At 42.5% G+C, this 13,041-nt stretch carries 11 protein-coding genes; 8 read left to right on the top strand and 3 right to left on the bottom strand.

Annotated features, from left to right (window positions below):
* Positions 1-29: 29 nt before the first annotated feature.
* From ftsW to murB, 4 genes are read left to right on the top strand one after another with little or no spacing between them, the layout of a single operon-like run.
* Positions 30-1,184: a putative lipid II flippase FtsW gene (gene ftsW, locus N6B01_RS08925; RefSeq protein WP_262078351.1), complete on the top strand. Its 1,155-nt coding sequence runs from the start codon at positions 30-32 to the stop codon at positions 1,182-1,184.
* A gap of 4 nt (positions 1,185-1,188) precedes the next feature.
* A complete protein-coding gene (gene murG, locus N6B01_RS08920; protein WP_262078350.1) occupies positions 1,189-2,355 on the top strand; it encodes an undecaprenyldiphospho-muramoylpentapeptide beta-N-acetylglucosaminyltransferase in 1,167 nt (388 codons plus the stop codon).
* On the top strand, positions 2,339-3,742 hold the full coding sequence (gene murC, locus N6B01_RS08915; protein ID WP_262078349.1) for a UDP-N-acetylmuramate--L-alanine ligase: 1,404 nt from the start codon (positions 2,339-2,341) through the stop codon (positions 3,740-3,742). The genes murG and murC overlap by 17 nt, the downstream gene beginning before the upstream one ends.
* Before the next feature lie 24 nt (positions 3,743-3,766).
* The gene (gene murB / locus N6B01_RS08910; RefSeq protein ID WP_262078348.1) at positions 3,767-4,738 is read left to right on the top strand and encodes a UDP-N-acetylmuramate dehydrogenase; all 972 of its coding nucleotides are present in this window, start codon (positions 3,767-3,769) and stop codon (positions 4,736-4,738) included.
* 71 nt (positions 4,739-4,809) lie between these two features.
* Here the strand turns inward: murB and N6B01_RS08905 are convergent, their stop codons facing one another.
* Complete coding sequence (locus N6B01_RS08905; RefSeq protein WP_262078347.1) at positions 4,810-5,136, bottom strand: YodC family protein; 327 nt, start codon at positions 5,134-5,136, stop codon at positions 4,810-4,812.
* Positions 5,137-5,279: 143 nt separating this feature from the next.
* Positions 5,280-5,675 carry a VOC family protein gene (locus N6B01_RS08900; RefSeq protein WP_262078346.1) on the bottom strand — a complete coding sequence of 132 codons (396 nt, stop codon included), beginning with the start codon at positions 5,673-5,675 and terminating at the stop codon, positions 5,280-5,282.
* A gap of 218 nt (positions 5,676-5,893) precedes the next feature.
* On the opposite strand from N6B01_RS08900, the gene dld reads away from it, so the two are divergent.
* Positions 5,894-7,618 (top strand): D-lactate dehydrogenase, encoded by a 1,725-nt coding sequence (gene dld, locus N6B01_RS08895; protein ID WP_262078345.1) that lies wholly within the window; start codon positions 5,894-5,896, stop codon positions 7,616-7,618.
* Positions 7,619-7,719: 101 nt separating this feature from the next.
* Entirely contained in the window at positions 7,720-8,550 is an 831-nt protein-coding gene (gene fdhD / locus N6B01_RS08890) for a formate dehydrogenase accessory sulfurtransferase FdhD (RefSeq protein ID WP_262078344.1), read from the top strand.
* Positions 8,551-8,642: 92 nt separating this feature from the next.
* Here fdhD and N6B01_RS08885 read toward each other — a convergent pair whose 3' ends face one another.
* Positions 8,643-8,933 (bottom strand): putative quinol monooxygenase, encoded by a 291-nt coding sequence (locus tag N6B01_RS08885; RefSeq protein ID WP_182417421.1) that lies wholly within the window; start codon positions 8,931-8,933, stop codon positions 8,643-8,645.
* A gap of 284 nt (positions 8,934-9,217) precedes the next feature.
* Between N6B01_RS08885 and N6B01_RS08880 the strand changes: the two genes are divergently transcribed.
* Positions 9,218-11,680, top strand: coding sequence for an ATP-dependent helicase (locus tag N6B01_RS08880; protein ID WP_262078343.1), 2,463 nt, complete (start codon positions 9,218-9,220; stop codon positions 11,678-11,680).
* Positions 11,681-11,845: 165 nt separating this feature from the next.
* Positions 11,846-13,039, top strand: a complete 1,194-nt coding sequence (gene hflK, locus N6B01_RS08875) for an FtsH protease activity modulator HflK (RefSeq protein ID WP_262078342.1) — start codon at positions 11,846-11,848, stop codon at positions 13,037-13,039.
* The last annotated feature ends 2 nt before the right edge of the window (positions 13,040-13,041 follow it).

Below are 13,041 nucleotides of genomic sequence, written 5' to 3'. Positions count from 1 at the left end.
AAAGACGCAAAGTAAAAGGAAGCAATAGCATGGTCAGTCGCGTTGATCGTGGAGCAGTTGCAAATTGGTGGTGGACCATTGACCGCTCAATTCTTGCCGCCTGTCTGATGTTGATGGGACTTGGCGTGTTCTTATCCTTTGCCGCAAGTCCAGCAATTGCAAGCCGCATCGGTATTGCCGACAGTTTTCATTTTGTGAAATTGCATATAAAATATATCGTCCCCGCTTTTGTTGTGATGATCACCATATCCTTTTTCTCGCCCTATAATGTACGCCGTGCAGCGATTGTTTTGCTTGGTGTCTCATTGGTGCTATTGGTGGCTGTGTTGGTTATAGGTATAGAGATCAAAGGTTCGAAGCGTTGGATTTCAATGCTTGGTGTGACCATTCAGCCATCAGAATTTATGAAGCCAGCCTTTGTTGTTGTTTCAGCTTGGCTTTTTGCTCAGCATGGTGAAAAAAATAAAATACCTGGTTATACATCAGCAATTGCGCTTTTTATTATAACTGCGACATTATTAGTGCGTGAGCCCGATGTTGGCCAAACGATTCTTATTACTGCCGCATGGGGAGGATTGTTCTTCCTTGCCGGTATTCCATGGATCGTGGTACTTTTCTTTATTGCCCTTGCTATTTTCGGTGGTTTTGGTGCTTATATGCTTCTTCATCACGTACGTGAGCGAATTGATGCTTTTTTGCATGGCGAAGGTGATACTTTTCAGGTTGATGTGGGGCGCGAAGCAATTATTAATGGTGGTTGGTTTGGGCAGGGACCTGGCGAAGGTACAGTAAAGCGGATTGTGCCTGATGCGCATACGGACTTTGTTTTTTCTGTTGCCGCGGAAGAATACGGAATTATTCTGTGTGTTCTTATTGTTGCATTATTTGGCTTTATCGTAATCCGTTCACTTTATATTGCTTCAAAAGAACAAGATAAATTCACTTGCTTTGCAATTGCTGGTATAGCAATGTTGTTTGGCGTGCAATCGATTATTAATATTGCGGTGAATTTGCATCTTATGCCACCCAAAGGTATGACCTTGCCATTTATTTCTTATGGTGGTTCGTCTCTTGTAGCGATTGGTATTACTATGGGCTTTTTATTGGCATTAACCAGAAAGCGTCCGGAAGCGCGTATGTCACAATATTACTCACGAATGAATTTATCAAAAACGGTAACATGATAAGATGACAAAAGGCAAAATTGTTTTAGCAGCAGGGGGCACTGGTGGCCATTTATTTCCGGCTGAAGCTTTAGGGGCAGAGCTACAATTGCGTGGCTATGACGTGCATCTTTTAACTGATGGTCGCGCACAACGCTTTGTTAGTTTTTTTGATGCAGATCATGTCCATGTTATTAATTCTGCTACTATCAAGGGTAAAAATCCAATTGCCATTATTAAAACGCTTTGGCAATTGCTCAAGGGCGTGCGGCAATCGCGTAAATTATTACATAGCTTAAAGCCGGTTTTGGTTTGTGGTTTTGGCGGTTATCCAACACTTCCTCCACTTTATGCTGCATCCTCCATGGGAATTCCAACTCTTATTCATGAGCAAAACGCGGTCATGGGGCGAGCAAATCGCTTTTTAGCTGGCAAGGTCACGGCAATTGCCGGTGGTTTTTTACCCCAAGAAGGTGAATTTGCTTCAAAGATTATTGTAACTGGTAATCCCGTGCGGCCAGCGGTGATAGATGCTGCTAAACTACCTTATAAAGCAGTTGAAGCTGGTGCGCCTTTTAATTTACTTGTTTTTGGTGGTAGTCAAGGTGCAAGCTTTTTTTCTGAAATTTTGCCGCAAGCCTTAAAGCTTATTGATGAAACCAAGCGTAATTCTATTTTAGTGACGCAACAAGCGCGACCACAAGATATTGAAGCGGTAACGCAAGCATATGCTGATTTGGGCATAAAAGCTGAAATTGCTAGCTTTTTTAATAATATGGCAGAGCGTATTGCTAATGCTCAGTTCATAATCGCACGTTCTGGCGCATCGACAGTTGCAGAAATTGCCGCTATCGGCAGGCCAGCTTTATTGGTGCCTTATCCTTATGCACTTGATCATGATCAGGCAGAAAATGCCGCATCCCTTGCAACATCTGGCGGCGTTAAGGTATTAGCGCAAAAGAATATTGATGCAGATGTTATGGCTGAAATTATAACGGGCGCACTTGATGATCCAAAGCTAATGGTAACGATGGCAGCTGCAGCACATCAAGCAGGACGTGTACAGGCAACGCAAAGTTTAGCTGATTTGGCTGAAGGCTTAATTGCAAAAAAGACAATCGCTGAGATAAAACAAAAAGAAATTGAACAACAGACAAGCAAATTGGAGAACAAGCATGAAAATGCCGCTTAATATTGGCCTTATTCATTTTATCGGTATTGGCGGTATAGGTATGAGTGGCATTGCCGAGGTGTTGCATAATCTCGGCTATCAAGTGCAGGGTTCGGACCAAAGTGATAATGCCAATGTTATACGTTTGCGTGAAAAAGGCATTAAGGTTTTCATCGGCCATGATGGAAAAAATCTTGGTGATGCGGAAGTTGTCGTTGTTTCCACCGCGATTAAAAAGACCAACCCTGAATATATGGCAGCACGTGAACGCCTATTACCAATAGTGCGCCGTGCAGAAATGCTGGCCGAACTCATGCGTTTTCGCCAAGCTGTCGCGATTGGTGGTACCCATGGCAAAACTACAACCACGTCAATGGTTGCGACATTGCTTGACGCTGGTGGTTATGATCCAACCGTAATCAATGGTGGTATCATCAATGCCTATGGCACTAATGCCCGCATGGGTGAAGGTGATTGGATGGTGGTGGAAGCCGACGAAAGTGATGGCACATTTTTAAAATTGCCAGCTGATATTGCGGTTGTTACCAATATTGACCCAGAACATCTTGACCATTATGGCAGTTTTGATGCGGTGCGCGAAGCCTTCCGCCAATTTGTTGAAAATGTACCATTTTATGGCTTTGGTGTTATGTGTCTTGACCATCCTGAAGTTCAAGCTATGGTTAGCCGCATTGATGATCGCCGCATTATTACTTACGGCAACAATCCGCAGGCAGATGTGCGCTTTCTTAATCATCATATGGAAGGTGCAAATTCGCATTTTGATGTGATTATTCGTAACCGTAAAACGGGCGAAACGGTTGAGATGAAGGATCTTGTTTTGCCAATGCCAGGGCTTCATAATGTATCAAATGCGACTGCGGCTATTGCTGTTGCCCATGAGCTTGGCGTGACGGATACAGCAATTGCTAAAGGATTGGCTGCTTTTGGTGGAGTAAAGCGCCGCTTTACCCATAGCGGAAGCTGGAATGGAATTGAATTTTTTGATGATTATGGTCACCATCCAGTGGAAATTAAAGCGGTGTTAAAAGCCGCGCGTGAGGCAACTAAAGGTAATGTCATTGCGATTGTACAACCGCATCGTTTTTCGCGTCTGAATGATTTGTTCGATGATTTTGCCACTGGTTTTAATGATGCCGACCGTGTTGTTGTGGCACCAGTTTATGCCGCAGGCGAAGAACCAATCGAAGGTGTATCGGCGCAAAGCCTTGTTGAGCGAATTAAAACCGCAGGTCACCGTGATGCACGCTTTGTGAGCGGTATTGAAGATTTACCAGCTATGATCAAAGATATTGCCAAGCCCGGTGATTTTGTGGTGTTTTTGGGTGCTGGTAATATTACGCAATGGGCTTATCAAGTGCCGCAAGAATTGCAAAAATTGGCTTAAAACATTTGTTGATTGGTTATATAAATGACAATATATCAAGCAATTGATGGTGAAGCACTTTTAAAACAATTGCCAATTGACCAATTGCGGGGTCGTTTGCAGGCCAATGCTGATATGAGCAAAGTTACATGGTTTCGCACCGGTGGCCCTGCTGAGGTATTTTTTCAACCGGCAGATGAAGACGATTTGGCAGTTTTACTACAATCATTGCCAGAACATATTCCATTAACCATCGTTGGTATTGGCTCTAATTTGATGGTGCGTGATGGTGGTATAAAAGGCGTTGTTGTTCGCCTTTCCGCCAAAGGTTTTGGCAATGTTGTCATGAATGATGTTGGACAATTGGTTGCGGGGTCGGCGGCGTCGGATAAAAGCTTGGCTACTGCTGCACTTAACGCGAAAATAGGGGGCTTTCATTTTTATTTTGGTATCCCCGGCAGCATTGGCGGCGCTTTACGGATGAATGCCGGTGCCAATGGTATTGAGACGGCAGAGCGTTTGGTGGAAGCCCATGCACTAGATCGGCAAGGTAATAAGCATATTATTAAAGCGGCTGATATGGGCTTTTCTTATCGTCATATTGCTATTGCCGATGATCTTATTTTTACCTCTGCGGTATTTTCGGGTTATCAAGCCAATGAAGCTGATATTATGGCGGCGCGTGACGAGGTTATTCAACATCGCGAAAATGTGCAGCCGGTGCGAGAAAAAACTGGTGGCTCAACATTTCGTAATCCTGATGGCACGTCAGCTTGGAAAGTTATTGATGAGGCAGGGTGCCGTGGTTTACAAATTGGCGGCGCACAAATGTCGCCCATGCATTGCAACTTTATGATTAATGTTGGCAATGCAACCGCCTATGACCTTGAATTATTGGGTGAAACAGTACGCCAAAAAGTATTTGCCAATTGCGGTATTGACCTGCATTGGGAAATTAAACGCATTGGCCAATTTTTACCCGATAGACAAGTGATGTCTTTTGAGGCTGAGCTTTAAATCGAAATATTGCGCCCCATTCGCGTAGCAAAAAAATAAAAGGTGCAATCTTATAAACTGCACCTTTTATTTTAATTACCTTCATCTTTGCTGTCAGCAGACATAGCACCTGCTGCGGCTGTTTTGGGCTTGGCAGTTTTAGACTTTACAGCCTTTTTGTTTGTTTCATCGCCCTTTGCAATAATTGGTGGTGTTTTGAAAACAGGTAAAAGGTCAGCTTTTACTTTGTCTGTCTTTTCAATAGGATTGACTAATTCAATAGTATCTTTGCGAAAAACTGCCGTTTTAAGTCTATCATCTTTAAACCAGATACAGGTTGCCTTGCCGCCATCAACCTTTTGGGCGGTCATGGCAGGGCCACCTGATTTAAGCTTTACAATATCGCCAACTTTAAACATAGTTTTTCCTTTAATTCATCGCGAAAGTTAAACTATTATAAGTCACCAATATTGCGGTTTTATTATAAAATAGATTTCAACTGAAATAGCTAAAAGAACTTTGTTCGTGATTTGGCAAATTATAATGCAAAATATTAAAAAAACTAACCAAAGCGACCACCTTTTTCAATAACTTCAATTTGGTAGCCATCAGGGTCGGCCACGAAGAAAAAACGTGCAACTTTTTTACCCTGTTGATCTAATTGCACCAATTTACGTGGGGCAAAGCCATCACGTTCAAATTGGGCATGGGTAACATCAATATCATCAACGACAAAAGCTGCATGGCCATAGCCATCACCAAGATTATAAGGCTCGGTTCGGCCTTTATTGACTGTTAATTCCAATTCAAAACTATTTTCTTCATTGCTCAAGTAAATTAACGTAAAGTCGTCAAATTCTATTTTTTCTGCAACCTTTAAATTGAATGCTTTTTGGTAAAAATCAACTGATCGCTTTTCTTCAAGGACGCGGATCATGCTATGGACGAATTTTGCCATTGTCTTTTCCTTTACAGGCTATTTAGCTTCGTTCTAAATACATCTATAGCGTTTTTATTAAAGTTAGCCAAGGCATGCCATTATCCAACAAACAAGTCTTATGGGTTTTATCATATTAATCGTTTTAATATAACGGCTTAGTTTTAAATGTTTTACTTATAATGAAAAATGCATTAGAGCTGAAAGAAAATGGTTTACTTGATTTAGGGAGGCTCAACATGACCGATAATTCTGTTATTGCTAGTATTAAAGGTATTGTTGGTGAAAAGCATTGCTTAACCGATGCAAATCAAACCGAGCGTTATCGTAAGGGCTTCCGCTCAGGCGAGGGCGATGCAAAGCTAGTCATTATCCCTGGCTCATTAACAGAATTGTGGCAGTGTTTAAAAATATTGGTTACCAATGATTTCATTATCATTATGCAGGCATCTAATACGGGCCTTACGGAAGGATCAACCCCTAAAGGCAGTTATGAGCGCGATGTCGCAATTATTTCCACCCTTCGCCTTGATCATATTTATGTGTTGGATGAGGGCAAGCAAATTATCAGTCAACCAGGTGGCACTCTTTATAAACTTGAGGATATTTTAAGCAGCTTTAATCGTGAGCCCCATTCGGTTATTGGCTCGTCTTGTATAGGTGCATCTATCATTGGTGGTATTTGTAATAATTCTGGCGGTGCTTTGGTAAAAAGAGGGCCAGCTTATACGGAATTATCGCTATTTGCGCAAATTGATGAAAAAGGCGAGTTACAACTTGTTAATCATTTAGGCATTGATCTTGGTGAAACTGCAGAAGAAATCTTGACCAATCTTGATAATAAGGTGATCGATCCAGCATGGGTTAGCTATGATGTTGGCGCGGCTTCCAATCATGAATATAGCCAAAAAGTGCGTGAGGTGGATGCGGCAACCCCTGCAAGGTTTAATGCTGACCCCTCAGGGCTTTTTGAAGCTGCAGGCTCTGCAGGTAAAATAGCGGTTTTTGCTGTACGCCTTGATAGTTTTGCGAAAGAGGAAAACAGTAAAATCTATTATATTGGTACCAATGATACCAATGATTTAACCGTTTTGCGCCGCCGTATGCTAAGTGAATTTGATGAATTGCCGATAAGCGGTGAATATATGCATCGAGATTGTTTTGATATCTCGCATAAATATGGCAAAGATACATTGCTTATGATTCATAAGCTTGGCACTAAACGCTTGCCGGGCTTTTTTGCCTTTAAAAAATCACTTGATACAAGACTTGAGCATTTATCGTTTTTGCCGGTAAATCTATCAGACCGTATGATTCAATTAGCGACGCAGCTTGTGCCAGATGTTATGCCAAAGCGTATGCTTGATTATCGCAATCAATATGAACATCATCTTATTTTGAAAGTTTCGAGCAAATTGTCGGAGCAGACTGAAGCTTTGCTCAATGAAACTGTTGGATCTGGTTGGTTTTTATGCGATGCCGATGAAGGTAAAAAGGCAATGCTTAATCGCTTTGTTGCAGCTGGCGCTGTTATTCGATATGCGCTGGTTCACCCCAAAACATCAGAAGATGTCTTAGCACTTGATATCGCCTTGCGGCGCAATGATGATGATTGGTTTGAGCGCTTGCCTCCAGAAATTGATGCGCAAATTGAGCAAAAGGCTTATTACGGCCATTTTTTCTGCCATGTGCTGCATCAAGATTATGTGGTCAAAAAAGGTGTTGATGTTAAAGCATTAAAGGCAAAAATGCTGGAAGTGCTTGATAAACGCGGCGCGGAATATCCAGCAGAGCATAATGTTGGCCATCTTTATAAGGCAAAGCCAGCCCTTGCCAATCATTACATGAGGCTTGATCCAACCAATAGTTTTAATCCCGGCATTGGTAAAACAGACAAAACGCGTTTTTATGCTGCTTGTTGTCCAGATTGTGATCCGTCCTTTAAGGCGGAAAAAGTAAATTGACAAAGGCTACTGTTTAGTCATATGCATTTGATTTAAATAGCTGTTTGTTTTCAAATAGCTATTTTGCTATGTTGGCCAAAAGATAATTTGGATTTAATAAATTGAAGAAGAAAATCCCCATTTTTTCCGAGCTGGTGGGCGCGCCGGTTAACCGTATGGACTGTGTCACACGGGTGGAAAATGGCGTGAAACAGCCAATTGAGGTTGCCATTGCCGAAGAAATAGCCGTAGCTGTAAGTTATGACGGCACGACCCATGCAGTAATGATGGCAACCCCCGATGATTTGGCAGAATTTGCTGTTGGTTTTAGTTTAACTGAAAACATTATTTCGCATATTGATGAAATTGATGAAATTAATATTATCCAACTTGATGATGGTGTTGATATTCAATTGCGATTAGATGAGCGGCCGCGAACTGCTTTTTTAAAACGTCGTCGCCATATGGCAGGCCCTGTTGGTTGTGGCCTATGCGGTGTTGAATCTATTCAAGCTGCAATGCGCATTGTACCTCAGTATAAAGGTGATATTTCGCTTACAGCAAGTGATATTTGTGACGCTGTTGGACTTTTGAATTTGGGGCAAAAATTAAATCAACTCACCCGCTGTGCCCATGCTGCCGGTTTTTATGTTGCAGGGCAGGGATTACTGGAAATTTGTGAAGATATTGGCCGCCATAATGCCGTTGATAAGCTTATAGGCACTTTGCTTCTGCAGGGAGTTGATATTGGCGCTGGGGCAATTGTTGTCACTAGCCGTTTGTCTGTTGAGATTATTCAAAAAGCTGCAATTGCTGGTAGCGGTGTTGTTATTGGCATTTCAGCGCCAACGGCTGAAGCCTTGCGCATAGGCAAGGCTGCTAATCTTACAGTTATCGCAAGAGCGCGTGGACAAAGCTTTGAAATCCACTCAAATGCAGAGCGCATTCTTTAAATTTATTCATTCCCACCCAAAAGTTGAAGGGTATGAGCTAAAAGCAATAAAATTATTTAGTTTCTCCATGTTTTAGCTTTAGGAATAAGTTGTTACAGATTAAGCTCATCCATTAAGATGATCCGTGCATCTTGCTTCTTATGCATATCGATAAGCGGTACTAATTTTTGAAAATGCTCGCTTGCACTATGAATATCCAATGCATTTTTATCTGGCCATTGTTCGATGAAAATAAAATGGCTTTTATCTTCTTGGTCTATGCAAAGATTATACGAAATACAAAGTGGCTCTTTACGAGTTTCATCAACGAGCTGTTTAAAATATGGCAAAACCACATCAATAGCATCTTCTTTTATGAAAAATTCAGCAATGACTTTTAACATATTCATTTCCTTTGCTTTAATTGATAATTTCATCGAAATTATCAATGCTAATAAAAGCAATATTTCATTAATTAAGTCAAGGCGTTAAAAGTCAGAGCTCTGATATAATAGGTGAAGCCTCGCCAATGTTTTTTGCAAATCGTTAGAAATTGTACCGCAGTTTTGCAGAATATTATTTGAGGCTTAAAACAAAAATGATGTCTTTGTTTAAATTCCCTAGGAAAACTTTTAAATTTTTAATCGCGGAACTGGCAGTTTAGTTCATAATGCACTAAATATAAACTATGAGCGATTTTCCAGATGATATACCGTTTTTTGACGATGATGAAAAGCCACAACGTGAAGATGTTCCACCAGTAAGAACTGGTGGCATTGCGGCAAGGGCTATGGCCGCGCGGCAATTAAAGCCAGCGGAGGCCGCCTATCTTGATGGGCTAAACCCTGAGCAACGTTTAGCTGTTGTCACCACGGAAGGACCGGTGCTTGTGCTTGCAGGTGCAGGAACGGGTAAAACCCGTGTTTTAACCACCCGTATTGGCCATATTTTATCCTTAGGCCTTGCCTATCCTAGCCAAATTTTAGCCGTTACCTTTACCAATAAAGCTGCCCGTGAAATGAAACACCGTATTGGCGATCTTGTTGGCAGAGCGGTTGAAGGCATGCCTTGGCTTGGTACCTTCCATTCAATTGGTGTTAAATTATTGCGCCGCCATGCCGAGCTTGCTGGTTTACGCAGTGATTTTACAATTCTTGATACTGATGATGTTATTCGTCTAATCAAACAGCTTATTCAGGCTGAAGGGCTTGATGATAAGCGTTGGCCAGCTCGCGCTTTTGCGCAAATGATTGATGGCTGGAAAAATCGTGGCCTATCGCCTGAAAAAATTTCTGAAGGTGATGCACGCTCGTTTGGTAATGGTAAGGGCCGTGAACTTTACCGCGCTTATCAAGATCGCCTGAAAGTTTTGAATTGCTGTGATTTTGGCGATTTGCTGTTACATCCAATTCGTATTTTTCAAAACAATCCCGATGTTTTGCGTGAGTATCATAAAAAATTCCGGTATATTTTAGTTGACGAATATCAAGATACCAATACAGCGCAATATTTGTGGTTACGCCTTTTAGCGCAACGACCAAATGGTGAAACGGTTAATTTGTGCTGTGTGGGCGATGATGACCAGTCTATTTATGGTTGGCGCGGCGCTGAAGTTGATAATATTTTACGCTTTGAAAAAGATTTTCCCGGTGCTGTCGTTGTACGGCTTGAGCGTAATTATCGCTCAACTACCCATATTTTGGCAACCGCATCGCACCTTATTTCTTATAATGAGGGGCGGCTTGGTAAAACTCTATTTACCGAGTTAGATCACAGCGACGCACAAAAAGTGCAAGTGCATGCGGCTTGGGATTCTGAAGAAGAAGCCCGCGCCGTTGGCGAAGAGATTGAACAATTGCAACGCCAAGGCCACGCGCTTAATGACATGGCTATTTTGGTGCGTGCGTCATTTCAAATGCGCGAATTTGAAGATCGCTTTGTAACGCTTGGTTTAAATTATCGGGTGATTGGCGGTCCGCGCTTTTACGAGCGGATGGAAATTCGCGATGCTATGGCTTATTTTCGGGTTGTTGCGCAACCTTTGGATGATCTTGCTTTTGAGCGTATTGTTAATACGCCAAAGCGCGGTCTTGGTGATGCTACTATTAGGCAAATCCATGATGCGGCGCGGGCGCGTAATATTTCGATGTTTGCCGCAAGTGCAGAACTGATTGAGACCGATGAATTAAAGCCAAAGCCGCGCAGTGCCTTGCGTGAAGTGGTGGAGAATTTCCGCCGTTGGCAAGATAGGCTCAATAATACCCCCCATACTGAACTTGCTGAAGCAATACTTGACGAGTCTGGCTATACGGCAATGTGGCAAAATGATCGCTCGGCAGAAGCTCCGGGGCGGCTTGAAAACTTGAAAGAGCTTATCCGCTCAATGGAAGAGTTTGAAAGCCTGCGCGGCTTTTTAGAACATGTCTCATTGGTCATGGATGCCGAGCAAAATGAGGCGACTGATGCGGTTAATATTATGACCTTGCATTCCGCTAAGGGCTTAGAATTTGATACGGTGTTCTTACCAGGTTGGGAGGAAGGGTTATTTCCCCATCAACGTTCCCTAGATGAAGGGGGGCGATCTGGTCTTGAGGAAGAGCGCCGCCTTGCTTATGTTGGTGTAACGCGGGCTAAAAAGAATCTTCATATTTGGTTTGTTTCCAACCGCCGTATTCATGGCCTTTGGCAAACAACAATTCCCTCACGCTTCCTGGATGAATTACCGGAAGGTCATGTAGAAGTTGGTGCTGTAGACACTAGCTATGGAGGCTATGGTCAATCGCGCTTTGATCGCCATGATCCATTTGAAAACACCTATGCAACACCCGGTTGGCAACGTGCCCAGCAGCATAAAAATAAGGCAACGCGCGACAATTGGGGGAACCGTTCTGGTGCTAATGTTGAGCGCGTTGGCTATGGTGAGGCGCAAGCAGGATTTGGCGCAAATAAGTTTAACGGCAAAACAATTAATGGGGAATTAGTTGCAAAATCTGTTTCTGATGTAGCATCGGATTTTAAGATTGGCGATCGTGTTTTCCATATGAAATTTGGCAATGGTGATGTTGCAAATATTGAGGGAACTAAATTAACCATTGATTTTGACAAGGCGGGACAAAAGCGCGTTGTTGATAGTTTTGTAAAAAAACTTTAAATTTTATCATAAATAGACATTTTATCTAATAATCGGCGAATTTTTTAATAAAAGACTAAAAAAATCAGAAAAAAATGGTGTCTTGCGTTGAAAGCCACCATTTTGATCCCTATAACCAATGCACGATCAATTAAGCGTGAATTTCATGCAAAAAATGAGGTAGAGATGCCCTGGAGTAATCAAAGCGGAGGCAGCGGCCCATTGGGAGGCAGCGAAAGTAAAAGCGGCCCATGGGGCGGTGGAAGTAATAATGATGGCAATAAAAGCCCTTGGGGTCGTCCCAATGGCAGCGGCAATAATGGTAATAATGGCAGTAGTAACGGTGGCAGCGGCGGCAATAACGGCGGCGGCAAAAATGGACCAACACCGCCAGATATGGACGATTTATTACGCAAGGGCCAGCAAAAATTGCAACAATTTGGCGGTGGAATGATTGTTTTTATTATCATAGTCCTTGCTGTTATTTTCGTTGCCTATAAGTCTATTTTCTTTGTGCAGCCAAACGAAAAGGCCATTAAACTACGCTTTGGTGTGCCTCAACAACAAATTTTATCCGATGGCATGCATTTTCGCTTATGGCCGATTGAAGATTATGTAAAAACTGGCACAGCTGAACGCAACATTAGCATAGGAAATGATGAAGTTTCTGGCCTTATGCTAACAAGCGATCAAAATATTGTTAATGTAAAATTTGCCCTTTACTTTAATGTTACCCATCCGGAAGAATTCTTGTTTAACGTTTCTCAACCGATTGAAACAATCAAGCAGGTGGCAGAAAGTGCCATGCGCGAAGTAGTGGGGCGTCGTCCGATGAATGATGTTCTGCGTGATAAGCGTCCAGAAATCGCCCGTGAAGTTGTGGCCATTATTGCAAATACACTTAATCAATATAAAGTTGGTGTAACCCTTAAAGAGGTAGCAATTAATGATGCAGCGCCTCCTAAAAAGGTGATGGAGGCCTTTAATCTTGTCCAACAGGCTGAACAGCAGCGAAACCAAATGGTTAGTACCGCAGATCAGTATCGGAATAAAAAAGAGGGTGAAGCACAGGGTGAAGTATCTCGCCTAGTTGAAGCTGCAAGCGCATATAAAGCCCGCGTAATTGCAGAAGCGGATGGTCGCGCCCAACGCTTTAGAGCTATTGCACAAGAAGAAAAGAATGCACCTGACGCAACACGTTATCGTATTTACGTTGATACGATGGAGCAGGTTTTATCATCACCTAATAAGTTGGTGATTGATAAGGGTAATAGCGGCGTTGTACCTTATTTGCCGCTAAATAATATGTTGCGGGCACCTACAGCAAATAGCGCAACCTCAACGACGACAACTAATCCAAGCATTGGGGGAGCGAAATAATC

It is taken from the genome of Bartonella sp. HY406 (genome assembly GCF_025449315.1).
In the GTDB taxonomy this organism is placed as follows: Bacteria; Pseudomonadota; Alphaproteobacteria; order Rhizobiales; family Rhizobiaceae; genus HY038.
The sequence above is the reverse complement of the archived record's forward strand: the minus strand, read 5'-3'. Positions and strand labels throughout refer to the sequence as shown.

Bases quoted from the DNA above. Each gene is read 5' to 3' on its own strand.
- ftsW (WP_262078351.1), top strand. From the start codon at position 30: ATGGTCAGTCGCGTTGATCGTGGAGCAGTTGCAAATTGGTGGTGGACC.
- murG (WP_262078350.1), top strand. From the start codon at position 1,189: ATGACAAAAGGCAAAATTGTTTTAGCAGCAGGGGGCACTGGTGGCCAT.
- murC (WP_262078349.1), top strand. From the start codon at position 2,339: ATGAAAATGCCGCTTAATATTGGCCTTATTCATTTTATCGGTATTGGC.
- murB (WP_262078348.1), top strand. From the start codon at position 3,767: ATGACAATATATCAAGCAATTGATGGTGAAGCACTTTTAAAACAATTG.
- N6B01_RS08905 (WP_262078347.1), bottom strand. From the start codon at position 5,136: ATGTTTAAAGTTGGCGATATTGTAAAGCTTAAATCAGGTGGCCCTGCC.
- N6B01_RS08900 (WP_262078346.1), bottom strand. From the start codon at position 5,675: ATGGCAAAATTCGTCCATAGCATGATCCGCGTCCTTGAAGAAAAGCGA.
- dld (WP_262078345.1), top strand. From the start codon at position 5,894: ATGACCGATAATTCTGTTATTGCTAGTATTAAAGGTATTGTTGGTGAA.
- N6B01_RS08885 (WP_182417421.1), bottom strand. From the start codon at position 8,933: ATGTTAAAAGTCATTGCTGAATTTTTCATAAAAGAAGATGCTATTGAT.
- N6B01_RS08880 (WP_262078343.1), top strand. From the start codon at position 9,218: ATGAGCGATTTTCCAGATGATATACCGTTTTTTGACGATGATGAAAAG.
- hflK (WP_262078342.1), top strand. From the start codon at position 11,846: ATGCCCTGGAGTAATCAAAGCGGAGGCAGCGGCCCATTGGGAGGCAGC.